The 18868-nt window shown below is 67.8% G+C and carries 22 protein-coding genes; 9 read left to right on the forward strand and 13 right to left on the reverse strand.

Going from position 1 to position 18868, the window contains the following annotated elements; translation table 11 throughout:
• Positions 1 to 65: 65 nt before the first annotated feature.
• Positions 66 to 515: a pseudoazurin gene (locus PXD02_RS09345; RefSeq protein WP_275103642.1), complete on the forward strand. Its 450-nt coding sequence runs from the start codon at positions 66 to 68 to the stop codon at positions 513 to 515.
• Between the two features lie 106 nt (positions 516 to 621).
• Entirely contained in the window at positions 622 to 1257 is a 636-nt protein-coding gene (locus PXD02_RS09350) for a cysteine hydrolase family protein (protein ID WP_275103643.1), read from the forward strand.
• On the opposite strand, the gene PXD02_RS09355 is transcribed toward PXD02_RS09350, so the two are convergent.
• Together PXD02_RS09355 and PXD02_RS09360 are read right to left on the reverse strand one after the other, a co-directional pair.
• Complete coding sequence (locus PXD02_RS09355) at positions 1254 to 1499, reverse strand: hypothetical protein (RefSeq protein WP_275103644.1); 246 nt, start codon at positions 1497 to 1499, stop codon at positions 1254 to 1256. The genes PXD02_RS09350 and PXD02_RS09355 overlap by 4 nt on opposite strands.
• 7 nt (positions 1500 to 1506) lie before the next feature.
• Positions 1507 to 1719, reverse strand: coding sequence for a hypothetical protein (locus PXD02_RS09360; RefSeq protein WP_275103645.1), 213 nt, complete (start codon positions 1717 to 1719; stop codon positions 1507 to 1509).
• A 176-nt stretch (positions 1720 to 1895) separates the two neighbouring features.
• On the opposite strand from PXD02_RS09360, the gene PXD02_RS09365 reads away from it, so the two are divergent.
• From PXD02_RS09365 to PXD02_RS09390, 6 genes are all read left to right on the forward strand, one after another.
• A complete protein-coding gene (locus tag PXD02_RS09365; RefSeq protein WP_275103646.1) occupies positions 1896 to 2753 on the forward strand; it encodes an SDR family oxidoreductase in 858 nt (285 codons plus the stop codon).
• Entirely contained in the window at positions 2750 to 4465 is a 1716-nt protein-coding gene (gene treZ, locus PXD02_RS09370) for a malto-oligosyltrehalose trehalohydrolase (protein WP_275103647.1), read from the forward strand. The genes PXD02_RS09365 and treZ overlap by 4 nt, the downstream gene beginning before the upstream one ends.
• Positions 4462 to 6711 carry a malto-oligosyltrehalose synthase gene (treY, locus tag PXD02_RS09375; RefSeq protein WP_275103648.1) on the forward strand — a complete coding sequence of 750 codons (2250 nt, stop codon included), beginning with the start codon at positions 4462 to 4464 and terminating at the stop codon, positions 6709 to 6711. Before treZ ends, treY begins: the two co-directional genes overlap by 4 nt.
• An 87-nt stretch (positions 6712 to 6798) precedes the next feature.
• The gene (locus tag PXD02_RS09380; RefSeq protein ID WP_275103649.1) at positions 6799 to 7929 is read left to right on the forward strand and encodes a sugar phosphate nucleotidyltransferase; all 1131 of its coding nucleotides are present in this window, start codon (positions 6799 to 6801) and stop codon (positions 7927 to 7929) included.
• Positions 7930 to 7942: 13 nt separating this feature from the next.
• Positions 7943 to 10018 carry a glycogen debranching protein GlgX gene (glgX, locus tag PXD02_RS09385; RefSeq protein ID WP_473092008.1) on the forward strand — a complete coding sequence of 692 codons (2076 nt, stop codon included), beginning with the start codon at positions 7943 to 7945 and terminating at the stop codon, positions 10016 to 10018.
• Positions 10019 to 10038: 20 nt separating this feature from the next.
• Positions 10039 to 10305, forward strand: a complete 267-nt coding sequence (locus PXD02_RS09390; RefSeq protein ID WP_275103651.1) for a DUF2934 domain-containing protein — start codon at positions 10039 to 10041, stop codon at positions 10303 to 10305.
• A 5-nt stretch (positions 10306 to 10310) separates the two neighbouring features.
• Here the strand turns inward: PXD02_RS09390 and PXD02_RS09395 are convergent, their stop codons facing one another.
• The 10 genes from PXD02_RS09395 to PXD02_RS09440 form a co-directional block, all read right to left on the reverse strand.
• On the reverse strand, positions 10311 to 10853 hold the full coding sequence (locus tag PXD02_RS09395; RefSeq protein WP_275103652.1) for a DsbE family thiol:disulfide interchange protein: 543 nt from the start codon (positions 10851 to 10853) through the stop codon (positions 10311 to 10313).
• Positions 10846 to 10989, reverse strand: a complete 144-nt coding sequence (ccmD, locus tag PXD02_RS09400; RefSeq protein ID WP_275103653.1) for a heme exporter protein CcmD — start codon at positions 10987 to 10989, stop codon at positions 10846 to 10848. The genes PXD02_RS09395 and ccmD overlap by 8 nt, the downstream gene beginning before the upstream one ends.
• Positions 10986 to 11711 carry a heme ABC transporter permease gene (locus PXD02_RS09405; RefSeq protein ID WP_275103654.1) on the reverse strand — a complete coding sequence of 242 codons (726 nt, stop codon included), beginning with the start codon at positions 11709 to 11711 and terminating at the stop codon, positions 10986 to 10988. The genes ccmD and PXD02_RS09405 overlap by 4 nt, the downstream gene beginning before the upstream one ends.
• Positions 11712 to 11752: 41 nt before the next feature.
• Positions 11753 to 12409, reverse strand: coding sequence for a heme exporter protein CcmB (gene ccmB / locus PXD02_RS09410; RefSeq protein ID WP_275103655.1), 657 nt, complete (start codon positions 12407 to 12409; stop codon positions 11753 to 11755).
• Positions 12406 to 13032, reverse strand: coding sequence for a heme ABC exporter ATP-binding protein CcmA (gene ccmA, locus PXD02_RS09415; protein WP_275103656.1), 627 nt, complete (start codon positions 13030 to 13032; stop codon positions 12406 to 12408). The genes ccmB and ccmA overlap by 4 nt, the downstream gene beginning before the upstream one ends.
• Positions 13029 to 13382 (reverse strand): Mth938-like domain-containing protein, encoded by a 354-nt coding sequence (locus PXD02_RS09420; RefSeq protein WP_275103657.1) that lies wholly within the window; start codon positions 13380 to 13382, stop codon positions 13029 to 13031. Before PXD02_RS09420 ends, ccmA begins: the two co-directional genes overlap by 4 nt.
• On the reverse strand, positions 13382 to 14362 hold the full coding sequence (secF, locus tag PXD02_RS09425; RefSeq protein WP_275103658.1) for a protein translocase subunit SecF: 981 nt from the start codon (positions 14360 to 14362) through the stop codon (positions 13382 to 13384). Before secF ends, PXD02_RS09420 begins: the two co-directional genes overlap by 1 nt.
• Before the next feature lie 10 nt (positions 14363 to 14372).
• Positions 14373 to 16037, reverse strand: a complete 1665-nt coding sequence (secD, locus tag PXD02_RS09430) for a protein translocase subunit SecD (RefSeq protein WP_275103659.1) — start codon at positions 16035 to 16037, stop codon at positions 14373 to 14375.
• A gap of 36 nt (positions 16038 to 16073) precedes the next feature.
• Entirely contained in the window at positions 16074 to 16409 is a 336-nt protein-coding gene (gene yajC / locus PXD02_RS09435; protein WP_275103660.1) for a preprotein translocase subunit YajC, read from the reverse strand.
• A gap of 156 nt (positions 16410 to 16565) precedes the next feature.
• A complete protein-coding gene (locus tag PXD02_RS09440) occupies positions 16566 to 17150 on the reverse strand; it encodes a LysE family translocator (protein WP_275103661.1) in 585 nt (194 codons plus the stop codon).
• A 90-nt stretch (positions 17151 to 17240) separates the two neighbouring features.
• On the opposite strand from PXD02_RS09440, the gene PXD02_RS09445 reads away from it, so the two are divergent.
• A complete protein-coding gene (locus PXD02_RS09445) occupies positions 17241 to 17693 on the forward strand; it encodes an Lrp/AsnC family transcriptional regulator (protein ID WP_275103662.1) in 453 nt (150 codons plus the stop codon).
• Here PXD02_RS09445 and PXD02_RS09450 read toward each other — a convergent pair.
• The gene (locus tag PXD02_RS09450) at positions 17690 to 18856 is read right to left on the reverse strand and encodes a M20 aminoacylase family protein (protein ID WP_275103663.1); all 1167 of its coding nucleotides are present in this window, start codon (positions 18854 to 18856) and stop codon (positions 17690 to 17692) included. The two genes, PXD02_RS09445 and PXD02_RS09450, sit on opposite strands and share 4 nt — an antisense overlap.
• Positions 18857 to 18868: the final 12 nt, after the last annotated feature.

An 18868-nucleotide genomic window follows, 5' to 3' on the forward strand; every position in this document is an offset into this window, starting at 1 on the left:
GCGCAAGGGCCTAATCCGGCCCTCGAACGGACCGTTCCTGGTCCGCGACTTCAGGAGAAAGACTGATGAAACGCGCCCTCTTCCTTGCCGTCCCGACCCCCGCCCTGGTCCTCGCCCTGGCCCTGTCCGGCACAGCCTTCGCCGCCGAGCACGAGGTCCACATGCTCAACAAGGGCGAGGCCGGGATGATGGTGTTCGAACCCGCCTTCGTGAAGGCCGAGCCCGGCGACGTGATCCACTTCGTCCCCACCGACAAGAGCCACAATGTCGAGGCGATCAAGGAGATCCTGCCCGCGGGCGTCGAGCCGTTCAAAAGCAAGATCAACGAGGAATATTCGCTGACCGTGACGGAACCCGGCCTTTACGGTGTCAAATGCACGCCGCATTTCGCGATGGGCATGGTGGGGCTGATCCAGGTGGGCGACGCGCCCGCGAATCTGGACGCCGCCAAGACCGCGAAGATGTCGAAGAAGGCGCGCGAGCGCATGGACGCGGAAATCGCCCAGGTCCAGTGACCCCATCATCCGGCGGGGCCGCCCAGGGCTGCCCCGGCACGGGGCGGGACCGGAACTTCCCGCCTCGCGCGCCGTTTTCCCACGGGATTCAGAAACGGGTAAGGACATGCTTCCGCAGAATGCCGGGGCCCATGGGGCGAAGGACGGCCTGACCTATGGTCCGCCGGGCGACCGCGCGGTGCATCTGTGCATCGACATGCAGCGGCTGTTCGACAAGGGTTCGGAATGGGAGGTGGACTGGCTGCGTCGGGTGCTGCCGAATGTCTGCGGTCTGGTCGAGACCCTTCCCGACCGCACCATCTTCACCCGCTTCATCCCGCCCGAGACGCTGGACAACGCGCCCGGCACCTGGCGGCGCTATTACGAGAAATGGCCGCAGATGCTGCGGCGCAATCTGGATCCCAACCGGCTGCGCCTGCTGCCGGAACTGGAGATCCATCTGCCGCGCGCGCAGGTCTTCGACAAGCCGGTCTATTCGCCCTGGATGGACGGCCGGCTGCACCCCCTGCTGCAACAGGACGGGATCGACACGCTGATCCTGACCGGAGGAGAGACCGATATCTGCCTTCTGGCGGCGGTCATCGGCGCGGTCGATCTGGGATACCGGGTCATCCTGGTGTCGGATGCCGTCTGCTCATCGACGGACGACACCCATGACGCGGCGATGGAGATGTATGCCAAGCGCTTCGGTCAGCAGATCGAGATGGTGGACACCGCCCCGCTGATCGCCGCGCTGGTTTAGTCTTTGCCGTAATCTTCCCGGCGGCAGTCCAGCCGTTCGGCGATCCGGCGGAAGGTCTCGGCAATGGCGAGTTCGGTTTCCAGCCCCTCGACCATGACGGCGCCGGGGTCTTCTTGGCCGTCATGCAGAACCTGCCGCTCGGCCAGCCAGTCGCACAGCATCCGGCGCGCCTCCGGGGTCAGCAGGTCCGGCAGCGCGTCGATCAGCTTGGCATGGGCGATCGCCTGGACGTCAGGTGCCATGGCGGCCTCAATAGGTGCCGGGGGGATCGCTGGCGGGGAAGGATTCGTCCGCCGCCTCGTCCACCAGATCCCAGTCGCGGGGCGGGGCCGACATCTCGCGGCGTCCCGCCGGTCGGACATAGCGCGGATCGGGAGAATTGGACCCGCCCATCGCCTTGGCGATCAGCCCGCCTACCAGCAAGAACCCTCCCGCCGCTATCAGAATGTCGCAACTGCGCATGTCATCGCTCCTGTTGTTCGAGGATCAAACGACCGCGCGGCGGCAGTTGTTCCCATGGGGCACGGCGGGTTTTTCAACTGATATACAGCAAGATGGAAACCCTTGGTCGGCTGGGCGGTTCTACCGGGGCAGGCTGTCCGCAAGGGGCGCCACGTTTTCATCGGAAAGGCCGCAAGATGCGCGATTATCCCAAGCCCCCCTTCCCCAAGCAGCAGCAGGATCTGCCCGGCAGCTTCCAGAAGATGGACCCCCGCCCCGACCATGGCGAGGACAGCTGGCGCGGCGCGGGCCGGCTGGAGGGGATGAAGGCCGTCATCACCGGCGGCGACAGCGGCATCGGCCGCGCGGTCGCCATCGCCTTCGCGCGCGAGGGCGCGGACGTGGCGCTGTCCTATCTGGACGAAACCGAGGACGCCCGGTCCACCGCGCAACTGGTCCGCGACGCGGGGCGCGAATGCCTGACCCTTCCGGGCGACATCGCCGACCCAGGCCATTGCCGCAAGATCATCGCCGACGCCGTGGCGGCGTTCGGCCGGATCGACATCCTGGTCAACAACGCCGCCCATCAGGAAACCTTCGACAAGCTGGAAGACATCCCGGACGAGGAATGGCGCAAGACCTTCGCGGTCAATATCGACGCGATGTTTTACCTGACCAAGGCCGCCGTGCCGCATATGCGGGCGGGCAGCGCGATCATCAACACCGCCTCGATCAATTCAGACGATCCGAACCCGACGCTGCTGGCCTATGCCACCACCAAGGGCGCGATCCAGAACTTTACCATGGGGCTCGCGCAACTGCTGGCCGAACGCGGCATCCGCGCCAATGTGGTGGCCCCCGGCCCGGTCTGGACGCCGCTGATCCCGGCCAGCATGGACCCGGACAAGGTGTCGAAATTCGGCGAGAACTATCCGATGAAGCGCCCCGCCCAGCCGGTCGAGCTGGCCTCGGCCTATGTGATGCTGGCGGAACCGATGTCCAGCTATGTCTCGGGCGCGACCATCGCCGTCACCGGCGGCAAGCCGATGATATGACGGCGCGACGCTGGGGCGGATACTGGACCGTTGCGGGCTGGACCCTGGGCCTCTGGGCGCCCCGGGCGGAACGGGTCGCGTTGGTCCTGAACGGCAAGGCCCACCCGATGGCGCGGCAGGCGGACGGGTTCTGGTCCGCGACCGTCCCCGCGCGGCCCGGCGACCGCTATCTGCTGCGGGTGGACGGCCGGGACATGCCCGACCCCGCCAGCCGCTTGCAGGCGGGCGATGTCCATGCCCCGTCCGTCGTTACCGCGCCCGCCACTGACGGCTGGCGGACGCCCTGGACGGGACGCGACTGGGCCGATGCGGTGATCTATGAACTGCACCTGGGCACATTCACCCCCCAGGGAACGCTGTGGGCGGCGGCGGACAAGCTGGCCGGGCTGGCGGATCTGGGGATCACCGCCATCGAGCTGATGCCCATCGGCCAGTGGCAGGGCAATCGCGGCTGGGGCTATGACGGGGTGCTGCCCTTCGCGCTGCATCCGGCCTATGGCGGCCCGGACGACCTGCGCCGCTTCGTCGACCAGGCGCATTCGCTGGGGCTGATGGTGATCCTGGATCTGGTCATGAACCATTTCGGGCCAGAGGGCGCCTCTCTGCACCACGCCGCCCCGGCCTTTTTCGATGAAGACCGCCATACCCCTTGGGGCGCGGCCATCGACTTTTCGCAAGCTGCGGTTCGGGAATACTGGATCCAGTGCGCCGAATACTGGCTGGGCGACTTCCGCCTGGACGGGCTGCGGCTGGATGCGGTCCACCAGATCACCGGGCCGGGCGCGGATGATTTCATGACCGCCCTTGCCCGCCGCGCCCGCGCCGTGGACGGCAGCCGCGCCATCCACCTGATCGTCGAGGACGAACGCAACGATCCCTTCCTGCGAGAGAACGGCTATGACGCAAGCTGGAACGACGATTTCCACCATGCGATCCACTGCCAGTTGACCGGCGAATCCGACAGCTATTACGCCAGCTTCGCGGATGACCCCATCGGCGACCTGTGCCTGGCCTTGCAGCGCGGCCATGTCGAGGAAGGCCAGCCCCGCCCCGCCCGCGACAACCCGCGCGGCCAGCCCTGCGGTCACCTGCCGCCGACGGCCTTCGTCAACGCGACCCAGACGCATGATCAGGTGGGCAATCGCGCCCTTGGCGAACGGCTGCTGTCTCTGGCCGATCCGCGCGGCGTCCAGACGGGCTTCGCGCTGCTGCTGGTGGCCCCCTATGTCCCGATGATCTTCATGGGCGAAGAACGCGGCGCGACGACGCCCTTTCTGTTCTTCGCGGATTTCTCTGGCGACCTGGCCCGCGCCGTCCGCGAAGGCCGCGCCACCGAATTCGCCGGGATCGCCCGGATGGGGTCCGGCCTGCCCGACCCGCTGGATCCCGAGACCTTCGCCCGATCCCGGCTGGACTGGCGCGACGACGCCACGGGGCGCGACTGGCTGGCCCTGACCGCGCGCGCCTTGGCCTTTCGGCGCGACCATGTGGTGCCGCTGCTGAAAAGCGGATGCGGCGGGCCCGCACGGGTTGTGCGGCACGGCCCGGCCTCGCTGGCGGCCACATGGCCGTTTCGCCGGGGAACCCTGGATCTGCGGCTGAGCCTGGGTCGGGCCGCGCCCGATCTGCAAGCCGCCGGCGATGCCGCATTCTGCCTGGGCCGCATCGGCACCGATCCCTATGCCCTTTCCGTCAGCACAAGGTTCCCATGATCCCCACCATTCCCACGGCGACCTACCGGATTCAGTTGCGCGACGGCGTGGACTTCGCGCAGGTGACGCGGCTTCTGCCCTATCTGGCCGGTCTGGGGATCTCTCACCTGTATCTGTCGCCGATCTTCCAGGCCGGGGCGGGTTCCACCCATGGATACGACATCACCGACCCGACCCGCATCGACCCGGCCCTGGGCGGGCGCGAGGGGTTCGACGCCCTGGCCCGCGCGGCCCGCGAACGCGGCCTGGGCATCATCCTGGACATCGTGCCGAATCACACCGCCTTCACGCTGGAAAACCGCTGGCTGCTGGACGTGCTGAAGCACGGCCCGGCCAGCCGCCATGCCCGGCATTTCGACATCGACTGGGACGCGGGGCCGCTGGTCCTGCCCTTCCTGCCCGAGCCCTTCGAGAAGATGCTGGCCGACGGCGCCTTCCGGGCGGCGGACGGGCTGTGGCATTTCGGCGATGCCGCGCTGCCCCTGGCCCCGGACAGCCCCGAGAGCGGAGACCTGCGCGTCCTGCACGACGCCCAGCACTGGCGGCTGGTCCATTCCGATCTGGAACGCGACGGCATTACCCATCGGCGGTTCTTCAACGTCACCAGCCTGATCGGGATGCGGGTCGAGGATCGCGGCGTCTTCGACGACACCCATGCGCTGATCTTCGATCTGGTCCGCGCGGGATCGGTCCAGGGCCTGCGCGTCGATCATATCGACGGGCTGGCCGACCCTGCGGCCTATTTGGACCGGCTGCACCAAGCCCTGCCCGGCACCCCGGTCTGGGTCGAAAAGATCCTGGTCGGCGATGAGACGCTGCCGCCGGACTGGAAGACCGTCGGCACCACCGGATACGAGGCCGCGCGCCTGATCGCCAGGCTGTTCACCGACCCGGCGGGGATCGCCGAACTGGACCGCCTGTGGCGCGCGGCCACCGGCATCGACACCGATTTCCGCGCCGAGCTGCGCCAGGCCAAGCTGGATGTGCTGGACAACGAACTGGCCGCCGAACGGCGTCAGCTGCGCGACATGGCGGCCTTGGCCGTGCAAGGCTCTCCTCTGGCCCAGCCGGGACCGGAGTCGCTGCGCGAGGCGGTGACGGCGCTGCTGACGGCCATGCCGCGCTATCGCAGCTATGTCGTCTGCCGGGCCAGCCCGGATGACCGCGACCTGCTGGGCCGCGTCGCGGACGAGGCCGCCCAGGGGCTGCGCAGCCGGGCGGTGGTCGACCTGCTGGTGGATCTGATGCTGGATCCGCAATCCGACGCGGCCCGCGCCTTCGTCCGCCGCTTCCAGCAGGTCTCGGGCGCGCTGCTGGCCAAGGCGCAAGAGGACACGGCGGGTTTTCGCTGGACCCGCTATCTGGCCGCGAACGAGGTCGGCGCCGAACCCGATGAACCGGATGTCACCGCCGACCAGGCCAATGCCGTCCTGGCCGCGCGCAGGCCGGGCGACATGGTGCTGGTCTCGTCCCACGACACCAAGCGGTCGGGCGATTCCCGGATGCGGCTGGTCGCCATCAGCCACCTGCCGCGATCCTTCCAGGCGCTGTTCGACGCCGCGGCCGGGCTGCCTTCGGCCGGCGGGGTCGAACCCCGCTGGCGGTGGTATATCCTGCAATCGGCCCTGGCGATCTGGGACGGCGATGCGGGCCGGGCGGCGGACCGGCTGGACGGCCATATCGAAAAGGCGATGCGAGAGGCCAAGCTGACCAGCTTCTGGACCAATCCCGACAAGGCGGCCGAGACCGCCGCCCAGTCCTTTGCCCACGACCTGATGGACCAATGGGCGGCCCGCCCGGATCCCGCGCTGCAAGCCCTGCTGGACCGGGGCGAGGCCCTGGCCTTCGCCCAACTGGCCTTCCAGATGCTGATGCCCGGCTTTCCCGACATCTATCGCGGCGACGAGGGCGGCTTGCTGGCGCTGACGGACCCCGACAACCGCCTGCCCGTCGATTGGGACGCCCTCGGGCGGCAAGGTGCCGACCCGAACGCCAAGCTGCACTGGACCCGCCAACTTCTGGCGCTGCGCGGCAGCCACGGGGAATTCCTGCGCGATGCCGCTGCCCGCGTGCAGATCGACGGCGACGGTCTGCGCCTGATCCGCAGCGCAGGCGGCACACAGGTGATCGCCGGATTTTCACCCGGCGCCGCCCTGCCCGCCGAACCCCTTCTTGCCCGCGTCTTCGAGGACGGCAGTTCCGTCTCCGTCCGGCTGATCCAGGTGGCGGAAAATACTAACATTTGATGACACCCGGAACTATCACGCGTTGTTTCAGTTTGGAAAACAAGCCGCCCTGCGCGCGCTTGCATCCCCCAATCGAAGGACAGACCCGTGTCAGCAGCACCGTCGCCCCGTTCTCCTGTCGTCTCGCTGCCGGATCATCGGGTTGCGACCGTGCTTCTGGCCGGGGGCAAGGGCAGCCGCCTGCACGACCTGACCGCTGCCGAAAGCAAGCCCGCCGTGCATTTCGCGGGCCGCAACCGCATCGTGGATTTCGCGATGGCGAATGCCGTCCGATCAGGCCTGGATCGTCTGATCGTCGCCACCCAGTTCGCGCCCCGCACCCTGCATGACCACTTGCCCGCCCGCTGGGGCCAGCATTTCGTGGAGGGCGGGATGGTCCTGCGCGACGGCCGCGATCGTTACCAGGGCACGGCCGACGCGGTGCGGCGCAACTGGGATCTCATCGGCGACTGGGACGCGGATCAGGTGCTGGTTCTGGCCGCCGACCACATCTATGACATGGATTACGGCCCGCTGATCGCGGCGCACCGGGCCTCCGGCGCGGCGGCGACGGTCGCCGTCGACGTGGTGCCCCTGTCTCAGGCCAGCGGCTTTGGCGTGATGCACACCGATACCGGCGGCCGTATCCTGTCCTTCCTGGAAAAGCCCGCCGATCCCCCCGCCATTCCGGGCGAGCCGGACAAGGCGATGGTCTCGATGGGCATCTATGTGTTCGAGGCGGCTTGGCTGCGCGATGCGTTGTTCGGGCAGGATGCCCAGGCGCTTGACTTCGGGCATGAGGTGATCCCGGCCGCCGTGGCGCAGGGCATGGCCTGCGCCTATCGCCTGCCGCCGGGACCATCGGGGCACAGCTATTGGCGCGACGTCGGCACCCTGGATGCGCTGCGGCGGTCGCATCTGGATTTCCTGGGCGGCCATCCCGTCCGCCTGCCGCGAATGTCGGCCTTGTCGGAATGGTATCTGGGCCGCGAGAGCGTGGCGATGACGGGCGCGCTTGTCCCGGCATCGGCCCGGTTGACGCGCTGCCTGGTGGCGCCGGGAACGCGCGTGCCCGCCGGACTGGTCGCGGGCGAAGACGCCGACGAGGATGCCCGGTGGTTCCGCCGCGACCGCGACACGATCCTGATCACCCAGGCGATGCTGGATCGCCGGGACGCGATGCGGCTGCCCGCATCGGCCATGGCGCAAACCGCCATGCCGCGCCAAGATGTCGCCTGACCGGGGGAACGGAATGCGCGACATGAAGCAACGCCCGGCCTTCGACCTGTCCGTCACCCGCCCCGACATGCTGGGCGCCGAATATCTGGGCGAGGGCACCAACTTCGCCCTGTTTTCCGACCATGCCACGCGCGTGGAACTGTGCCTGTTCGATGAAAGCGGCGAACAGGAACTGCACCGCATCGACCTGCCCGACATGGAGGGCGGGATCTGGTTCGGCTATCTGCCCGAAATCGGTCCGGGCCAGGTCTATGGCTATCGCGTCCACGGTCCCTACGATCCCGAACAGGGCCATCGCTTCAACCCGAACAAGCTGCTGCTGGATCCCTATGCCCGCGAATTGCGCGGCCGGATCCGCTGGGACGACGCCCTGCACGGCTATCGGATGGGACAGGACGATCTGTCCTTCGACGACCGCGACAGCGCGGCCTTCATGCCCAAGGGCGTCGTGGTGGACGCCAAGTTCGACTGGGATACCGACCGCGCCATCCGCACCCCCTGGCAGAACAGCGTCATCTATGAGGCGCATGTGAAGGGGCTGACGCAGCTTCACCCCGGCGTTCCCGAAGCCGATCGCGGCACCTTTCGCGGGCTGGGCAGCGACGCGGTGATCGAACATCTGCACCGGATCGGCGTCACCGCCATCGAACTGCTGCCGATCCACGCCTTCGCCAACGACCGCTATCTGGTGGAGAAGGGCCTGTCGAATTACTGGGGCTATTCAACGCTGTCCTTCTTCGCCCCCCACGCCCCCTATCTGAAATCCGGCCAGATCCGAGAGGTGAAAGAGGCGATCCGCAGGCTGCACAAGGCGGGGATCGAGGTGATCCTGGACGTGGTCTTCAACCACACCGCCGAGGGCAACGAACTGGGCCAGACCATGTCCTTCCGGGGCATCGACAACGCGTCCTATTACCTGCTGGCGCCCGACAATCCGCGCCACGGCTTCGACACCACCGGCACCGGCAACACCCTGAACGTCGCGCATCCGATGGTGCTGCGGATGGTCATGGATTCGCTGCGCTATTGGGTCGAGGCGATGCATGTGGACGGCTTCCGCTTCGACCTGGCCTCGACCCTGGGACGAGAGAGCCAGGGCTTCGAACGCGACGGGTCGTTCTTCAACGCCATCCGCCAGGATCCGGTGCTGTCGGGCGTCAAGCTAATCGCCGAACCCTGGGACATCGGCGAAGGCGGATACCAGGTCGGCGGATACCGCTGGCCCTTCCGGGAATGGAACGACAAGTTCCGCGACGACACCCGCGCCTTCTGGCGGCGCGATCCGGGGCTGCTGCCCGCGATCTCCGAACGCCTGGCCGGATCGCCGGTGCAGTTCAACCACAGCCACCGGCCCGCCACCTCCAGCGTGAATTTCGTCGCCGCCCATGACGGCTTCACCCTGTGGGATACGGTCAGCTTCAACGACAAGCACAACGACGCCAATGGCGAGGACAACCGCGACGGCCACGACCACAACCTGTCCGACAACCTGGGGGCCGAGGGCGCGACCGAGGATCAAGGCATCCTCGCCGCCCGCGACCGCCGGGTCCGCGCGATGCTGGCGACCGTGATGCTCAGCCAGGGCGTGCCGATGATCCTCGCGGGCGACGATTTCGGCAATTCGCAGGACGGCAACAACAACGCCTATTGCCAGGACAATGCGATCAGCTGGCTGGAATGGGACAAGGCCGACGACCGCATCCTGACCGCCGTGCAGGCCCTGGCCGCGTTCCGGCAAGCGGCGTCCCTGTCGCAATCCCGGTTCGGCGCGGCGCCCGGCGACGCCCAGGACCGCCAGCCCGCGATCACCTGGCTGCATCCGCGCGGCGGCGCGATGGAGGACGGCGATTGGCAGGATGGCGAATTGCGCTGCTTCGCGCTGCATCAGGCGATCCCCGGCGGATCCGAGGTGCTGATCCTGCTGAACGCGGGCGATGACGCGGAATTCGCCCTGCCGCCGGGTGACTGGTGTCTGCGCATCGACACCTCGACCGATGAGGTGGCGCAGGACAGCCTTGCCGAAGGCACCGTTCCGGTGCCCTGGCAGACCGTCATGGCATTCCTGCGCGTGGATCGGCAACCCAAGTGACTTTGACCAAGGAGGACGACATGGACCAAGACCATCAGGAAAGGATCAAGCGACGCGCCCACGAAATCTGGGAAAGCGAAGGCCGCCCCGAGGGTCGCGACGCGGAACACTGGTCCCGCGCCGAGGAAGAACTACGCACCCAGACGGACGGCGAATCGCAGGGCGGCGATGACAGCCAGCCCGAACTGGCCCAGACTGAGGCCGCCGAGAAGCCGAGGCGGGCGCCGCGCAAGTCCGCCAAACCCGCCCAGGCCGACCCGACGCCCTATCTGAACGACGGGGCGTAACCGGCTTACTCCTGGGCCGCGAGGGCCTTTTCCAACTGGGGCAGGAACCGGCTGGTATAGTCCTCTCGGACCAGGGGACCGGCATGGCGGTAAAGGACGCGGCCCTCGCCATCGACGATGAAGGTTTCCGGGGGCGCGGTGACGCCCCAGTCGATGGCGCCGCGTCCCTTGGGATCGGTGGCAAGCGCGGCGAAGGGATCGCCGTCCTGGGCCAGGAAGGCCAGGGCATTGGCCTCGGTGTCGCGCAGATCGACGCCATAGACCGGCAGCCGGGTGGCAAGGTCGGTCAGCGTCGGATGTTCGGCGCGGCAGGGCGGGCACCAGCTTGCCCAGAAATTCACCAGCTTCACGCCAGGCTGGCGCAGTATCTCGTCGGTTAGTTGGGTCTTGCCGGGCAACGTGGTCTGCGGGACCGCAGGGGCCTGCCGCCCCACCAAGGCCGAGGGCAATTCGTTCGGATCGTCGCGCCCCATGCCCCACAGGAACATCGCCGCCAGAGCCGCGAAGGCCAGCGGAGGGATGGCGACAAGCGGCGAAATCCTAGCCATGCTTTTCCTGCTTCTCCAAGTCGCGGCGGGCGCGGGCATTGGCGGCCAGCGTCTGCCAGATCAGCCCGCCCAGCAGCGCCAGCGACAGCCCATAGGCGCCCAGCACGGCGCCCGCGTATTTCCCAAGCTCGATCATGCGCGCATCTCCCGTGCTTGCAGCGCGACCAGCCGCCGCTTGCGGATTTCCGTCCGGGTGCGGATCAGCAGCAGCGACAGGAACAGCAGGCCGAATCCCAGCATCGTCAGATACAGCGGGTATCGGTAAACCGCGCTCATCCGTTCGCCGGACTGCACGGACAGGCTGGCGCCCTGGTGCAGGCCCTGGTTCCAGAAGAACACCGCATAGCGCGACAGCAGCGCGAAGACCGACCCGACCAGACACAGCACGGCGGTCAGGTCGGCGGCGCTGTCGGGATCCTCAATGGCCGACCACAGCGCCATATAGCCGATATAGAACAGCAGCAGGATCAGGAAGCTGGTCAGGCGGGGATCCCATTCCCACCAGGTGCCCCACATCGGCTGGCCCCAGACCGCGCCGGTGATCAGCCCGATCACCGTCATCACCGCGCCGATGGGGGCCGCCGCCCGCGCGGCAAGCGCGCTGACATGGTGGCGGCGGATCAGCCAGATCAGGCTGGCGACCAGCATCATCACCCAGATATTGATCGCCATCATCGCGGCCGGGACGTGCAGGAAGACGATCTTGACGGTGGACCCCTGCCGGTAATCCTCGGGCGTCAGGAAGCCCCAGGTCAGGCCCGTGACGGTGCAGACCGCCGCCCCCGCCACCACCCAGGGCAGGATCGCGCCCGATGTGCGCATGAACTTGACGGGGTTGGCGTATTCCCAGATCGACATATCGTTCCCCTAGCCTCGGCGGGCACGCGGCTCAAGCCGCATCACCGCAGATTGACCCGCAGCGCGGCGGCTGCGGCGAAAGGTATCACCGCCAGCACTCCCGCCGTGATGCCCGCCAGGAACAGCAGCGGCGTTCCCGTGTCGCCGCCCTGCTGCCCGCGCCGGATCATCTCGGTCCCGAAGATCAGCGTAGGGATATAGAGCGGCAGCACCAACAGCGACAAAAGCAGCCCCCCGCGCCGCAGCCCCACGGTGACGGCGGCGCCGAAGGCCCCCAGCATCGACAGCGCGGGCGTGCCCAGAGCAAGCGAGCCCAGCAACGCCGGGACCGCCGCGCCGGGCAGGTGCAGCAGGATGCCGAACAGGGGCGCGGCGACGATCAGCGGCAGGCCGGTGGTGATCCAATGCGCCAGCGCCTTGACCGCCACCGCCCCTTCCAGCGGCAGGGGCGAGGTCGCCAGCAGGTCCAGGCTGCCGTCCTCGTGATCCAGGGCGAAGATGCGGTCCAGCGACAGCAGGCAGGCCAGCAGCGCGCCCAGCCACAGGATGCCGGGCGCGATGGGTTGCAGCGCGGCGGTGTCCGGGCCGACGCCGAAGGGCACAAGGGCGCAGAGGATCAGGAAGAAGGCCACGCCCAGGCCGAAGCCGCCGCCCGCGCGGACGGCCAGCCGCAGGTCGCGGCGCAAAAGGGCGATCATGCGAAAGCCTCGTTGAAGCCCGCCGGGGAGGCGGTGCTGTCCGCCCTGGCCCGGTATGGCGTCAGGTCCAGCAGGCCGGCGTCCAGACCCAGGTCGATATGGGTGGCGATCAGCGCCGCCCCGCCCTGCCCCAGATGACCGCGCACCATGCGGGCGAAACGCGCCACCGAGGCGGCGTCCAGCGAGACGGTCGGTTCATCCAGCACCCATAGCGGGCGCCGCGCGACCAGCAGGCGCGCCAAGCCCAGGCGGCGCTTCTGCCCCGCAGACAGCGCCGCCGCCGGGCGGTCGGCCAAGGCCGCCAGATCCATCGCCGCGATCGCGCCCGCCACATCGCCGCCGCCGAAAACCTGCGCCCAGAAGGCCAGGTTTTCCGTCACCGTCAACGCGCCTTTCAGCCCGTCGGCATGGGCGGCATAGGCGACCGCGTCGTCGGCCATCTCGACCCGGCCCGCGACGGGGGATTGCAGGCCCGCGACGGTGCGCAGCAGGGTCGTCTTGCCGATGCCGTTCGGGCCGCGCAGGATCAGCGCCTGGCCCGCCGCCAGCGTGAAGGACAGACCCTCGACCGTCCGCAGCCCGCCGCGCGCGACGGCAAGGTCATGGACGGAGAGCAGGCTCACAGGGGCAGCAGGGCGCAGGCGACCCGCCGCCCCTCGGACAGGGTGACGTTATAGGTGCGCGCGGCGGTGGGCGAGGCCATCGCCTCGACCGCGATCCCCGCCGCCTGCAGGGCGGCGACCAGATCGGCGGGGGCATGGGCGACCTCTGCCCCCATGCCGATGAACAGCACGTCCACCCGACCGGCAAGCGCGGTCAGCGCCGCGCGGTCGTCCAGCCCGCCCCAGGATTCGGCCCCCGCCGCCGTGACAAGCACCGCGCCCTGCACGACCTTGCCGCCGACCCGGAAGAACCCCGGCCCATAGCCGTCGACCGGCACCGAGCCGCCGAAATCGCTGGGTGTCAGCTTCATCAGGGCCTTTCCGCGTTTTCAAAGGGCGAGGCCGCCAGCTTCGGATCCTTCCTGGACCAGTCGCGCTTCACGCCCAGCCACAGCACGATGTTCTTGGCGACATAGATGGTGGAATAGCAGCCGACCACCACCCCGAACAGCATCGCGATCACGAAGTCGCGGATCACGTCGCCGCCGAAGATCAGCATCGCGGTCAGGGCGATGGCGGTCGTCACGGCGGTCATGATGGTGCGCGACAGCGTTTCGTTGCAGGTCAGGTTCATCAGGTCGATCAGCGGCCGCGTCTTGTATTTCATCAGGTTTTCCCGCAGCCGATCGAAGACCACGACCGTATCGTTGCAGGAAAATCCCAGCGTGGTCAGCAGCGCCGCGATGGTGGTCAGGTCGAATTTCAGCTGGAACAGCGAGAACAGCCCGACCGTCAGCAGCACGTCATGGATCAGCGCCACCACGCAGCCGATGGCGAACTGCCATTCGAAGCGCAGCCAGATATAGGCCATGATCCCCAGGCAGGCCGCGCCCACGGCATAGAACGCCGTCCGGATCAGTTCGCCCGAGACCTTCGGCCCGACCGATTCGACGGATGCGAAGACGATCTGCGGATCGACCTGATGCAGCGCGGCCTCGATCTGGTTCAGTTGTTCGGGGCTGACCGATCCCGTCTCATCGGTGGTGCCGATGCGGATCATCGCGACATGGCGGTCGGCGCCGAAGCTGGGGTCGAAGACCTCGGTGATGGCCAGGTCGCTGAAGCCCAGGTCGTTCAGCGCATCGCGGTAATCGCCGACCTCGAAGGCGGTCGTGCTTTCGGTGCGGATGGTGGTGCCGCCCTTGAAGTCGATGCCGAAGTTCAGCCCCATCACCGCGATCAGCAGGACCGAGATCGCCATGGCCACCGCCGAGATCCCGAAGGTCAGCCACTGCCAGCGGAAGAAGTTGAAGTTGGTGTTGTCGGGGACGAGTTTCAGACGGAATGCCATAGCGGTCCCCTTACAGGATCAGTTCTTTGGGCTTGCGCCATTCCAGCCACCACACGATCATCAACCGGGTCAGGAAGATCGCCGTGAAGACCGAGGTGACAAGCCCGATGGTCAGCGTCACGGCAAAGCCCTTGACCGGGCCCGAGCCCAGGAAGAACATCACCGCCGCCGCGATGAAGGAGGTGACGTTGGCGTCGATGATCGCGCTCATCGCCTCGTCGAAGCCGTCGCTGATGGCCTTGGCGACGCGCTTGCCCGCCCGCAACTCCTCGCGGATGCGTTCATAGATGATGACGTTGGCATCCACCGCCGTGCCGACCGTCAGCACGATCCCGGCGATGCCCGGCAGGGTCAGGGTGGCGCCCATGATCGACATGATCGACAGGATCAGGATCACGTTCAGGATCACCGAGACCGAGGCGAAGGCCCCGAACAGACCATAGCTGGCGATCATGTAGGCCACCACCGCCGCCGTCGCGATGACCGAGGACAGCCGCCCCGCGTCGATACTGTCCTGGCCCAGTTCCGGGCCGATGGTGCGTTCTTCCAGGAAATCCAGCTGCGCCGGCAGCGCGCCAGCCCGCAGCAACACGGCCAGCTGGTTCGCGCCCTCGAAATCCATCGACCCCGAGATCTGGCCGGACCCGGCGGTGATCGCCTGCCGGATCACCGGGGCCGAGATCACCTTGTTGTCCAGCACGATGGCGAAGGGCTGGCCGATATTGGCGCTCGTATAGGCGCCGAACTTGCGCGCGCCGGTCGGGTTGAAGCGGAAATCGACCGCGGGCATCCCGTTCTGGTCGGTCGCGGGAACGGCGTCGGTCAGTTCCTCGCCGGTGACGACGGGGCTTTCCTCCAGCGTGTAATAGACGCCCTCCTGTTCGGCGGAGGGCAGGATCACCTGCCCCACGCCGGGGCGCGCGTCGGGATTGGTGCCGGTCGCCACCACCGAATTGAAGGTCAGCTTGGCGGTGGTGCCGATCAGCGATTTCAGTTCCTCGGCCGAGCCGATGCCGGGCACCTGGATCAGGATGCGGTCGGCGCCCTGGCGGACGATGGTCGGCTCGCGGGTGCCGACCTCATCGACGCGGCGGCGGATGATCTCGACGCTCTGCTGCACGGTGCGGTCGTCGGTCACGGCCTTTTCGGCATCCGACAGATGGATGGTGACGGTGTTGCCCTGCTGCTGGATCGCCAGGCTTTGCTGGCCCGCGCCGGTCAGGGTGGTGACGGGGGTCGAAAAGCCGCGCACGATCTCGATGGCGCGGGCGATGCGGTCGGCGTTCTCGACCTCGATCTTCAGCGTGCCTTCGGGCGACGGCAGGCGACGGATGGCGCCCAGAGTGGCGCGTTCCTCGGCAAGCGCGCGGCGCAGTTCGGGCCACAGCGCGTCCATCCGCGCCTTGTAGACCTCGGCCACGCGGACCTCACCCAACAGATGCGCGCCGCCGCGCAGATCCAGGCCAAGCGCCACCAGCGAACTGGGCAGCCAGCCCGGCCAGCCGTCCCGGGCGGCGGCAAGCTCGGGCGTCTCGACGCCGGTCTTGGCGATCTCGGCCAGGGCGTCGTTATGGGATTCGACCCGCTGGTAGAACATGTTGGGCACGGCAAAGCCGATGCCGAGGACGCACAGCCCGATGATGAGAATGCGTTTCCAACGGTCGATCTGAAGCATCTTCGCCGAAGCCCTTGAACGTGATGGTGGAAAGGATCAGCCGTTGGCGGCGACAGGCTCGGTCCGGGACAGGACTTGCGACACGGTGCCGCGCACCACGCGGACGCGCACGCCGGTCGCGATCTCGACCTCAAGCTCTTCGTCGCGGACGCTGGAGACCTTGCCGATGATGCCGCCCTGGGTGACGACCTGATCGCCCTTCTTCAGCGCCGCGACCATCTCGCGATGCTGTTTGACCCGCTTCTGCTGAGGTCGGATCATCAGGAAATACATGATCGCGAAGATCAGGATCAGCGGGACGAACTGCATCAGGGCGGCGCCGGGGGCGCCGCCGCCTGCGGCGGCCTGGGCATAGGCGGGGGTGACGAACATGGCTATCCTCTCGGCTGTCATGGCGGTGGACCCCGCCCGAATTGGCGCGCAACCTATCGCCGCCATCCCGGCTTGGCAAGGAAGCCCGGCCCCGCGCAGGGCCGCGCGGGCAAACAGGATCGTGAGCGCCCCCGGCGGCCCGACGTTTCCCACGCCCTACAGCACGACCGGCAGCATCGACAGCACCAGCAGGGCGGCCATCGCGCCGTTGAAGGCCCGCAACCGGCCGGGGCGGTCCAGCAGGCCCCGCAATCCCTGCCCGGCGGCGGCCCAGGCCGCGACCACCGGCAGGTTCACCAGGGCAAAGACCGCCGCGACGACCAAGGGGCCGCCCACCCCCGCCGCATAGGCCGACAGCGCGCCAAGCGCCATCGCCCAGGCCTTCGGGTTGACCCATTGGAAGGCGGCCGCGCCCAGAAAGCCCAGCGGACGGCCCTGCGCATCGGCCGGGGACGGCGGCGCGGCGGTGGCGATCTTCCAGGCCAGCCACAGCACATAGGCCAGGCTCAGCCATTTCAGCGCCCCGGCCACAGCGGGGTTGCCCATGACGATCCGGTCCAGCCCCATCCCCAGGATCCCCACCATGGCGCCGAATCCCAGCGATACGCCCAGCAGATGCGGCACCGTCCGGCGCAGGCCGAAATTCGCGCCCGAGGCCATCAGCATCATGTTGTTCGGCCCCGGCGTGGCCGAGGTGACGAAGGAAAAGCCCAGCAGGGCCAGAAGAATCTCGGCAGTCATCGCATCTCTCCGCGTCGCGGCGCAACGATAGCGCGATATTGGCGGATACATGTTGCAAAGATGGTCGCAACGCAGCATATGGCGCAATTCATGAGCATGGACGATCAGATCAACGACCATATCTTGCGCGAACTATCGCGCGAGGGGCGGCTGCCGAATACCGAACTGGCCGCGCGCGTGGGCCTGTCGCCCTCGGCCTGCCTGCGGCGGGTGCAGGATCTGGAACGGCGCGGAATCATCGCGGGCTATCGCGCGGTGATCAGCCCCAGGGCGCGGAACATCGGCTTTGTCGCCTATGTCGCGGTCGGCCTGGCGCGCCACGCCAACGATGCGCAAAAGGCGTTCGAGCGGACCTGCCTTGCCGCGCCCGCCGTGCGCGAATGCCACAACATCACCGGCACGATGGAATACCTGCTGCGGGTCGAGGTGGCCGACCTGGCTGCCTACAAGCAGTTCCATGCCGATGTGCTGGGCGCCTTTCCCTGGATCGCCACCATCACCACCCATGTGGTGATGGACAGCCCCAAGGACGAACGCGCCTAACGCGCCACCGGCTGCGCGCGTTCGACCAGCCGCGCGAGGAAGCTGGCTCCGATGGGCGAGATCGCGTCGTTGAAATCATAGGCCGGGTGATGGACGCTGGCCGTATCGCCCTGGCCGATGAACAGATAGCAGCCGGGCCGCGATTGCAGCATATAGCTGAAATCCTCGGCCCCCATCTCGCGCCCCGCCTCGCCGGAAATATTGTCGGCGCCCACGATCTCTTGCGCGACCTGGACGGCGAAGTCGGTCTGGGCGGGGTCGTTGACGGTGGCGGGATAGCCCTCGACGTAATCCAGCCGGATCGCCACGTCATAGGCCGCCGCCTGCCCGTCGCAGATCTGCGTCATGCGGCGGCGCACCATCTCGCGGACATGGGGGGCGAAGGTCCGCACCGTGCCGCAGATATAGGCGGTGTCGGGCACGATATTGTCGGCGCTGCCGGTATGGATCTGCGTGACGGAAAGGGCCAGGTCGTCGAGCGCGTAATGGTTGCGGCTGGAAATGGTCTGGATCGCGCTCACCACCGCCACGGCGGCGACGATGGGATCGGCGGTCAGATGCGGCATGGCGCCATGGCCGCCCCGGCCCTGGACATGGATTTCAAAGGTATCCACCGCCGCCATGATGGGACCGGGCGTGGTGTTCATCATCCCCACCGGCAGGCCGGGGCTGTTGTGCATGGCAAAGACCCGTTCGATCCCGAAGCGGTCCATCATGCCGTCCCGCACCATCGCCTGCCCGCCGCCGCCGTTTTCCTCGGCCGGTTGGAAGATCAGCGCGACGCGGCCCGCGAAATTGCGTGTTTCCGCCAGATAGCGGGCGGCACCCAGAAGCATGGTCGTGTGCCCGTCATGGCCGCAGGCGTGCATCCGCCCCGGCACGGTCGAGGCATAGGCCAGATCCGTCGCCTCGTCCATCGGCAGGGCATCCATGTCGGCGCGCAGCCCGATGGTCGGTCCGGGCCCCTGCCCTTCGATGACGCCGACAAGGCCGGACTGGCCGATGCCGTCATGGATCTCGTCCACGCCGAAGTCGCGCAGGCGTTCGGCCACGAAGGCGGCGGTGCCGTAGCAGTCGAAGCCCAGTTCGGGATGCTGGTGCAGGTGGCGGCGCCACCGGGTCATGTCATCCGAAAATTCGGCGATGCGGTTCAGGACGGGCATGTGGACTAAACA

The sequence above is a fragment of the Paracoccus sp. S3-43 genome, from assembly GCF_029027965.1.
GTDB lineage: Bacteria > Pseudomonadota > Alphaproteobacteria > Rhodobacterales > Rhodobacteraceae > Paracoccus.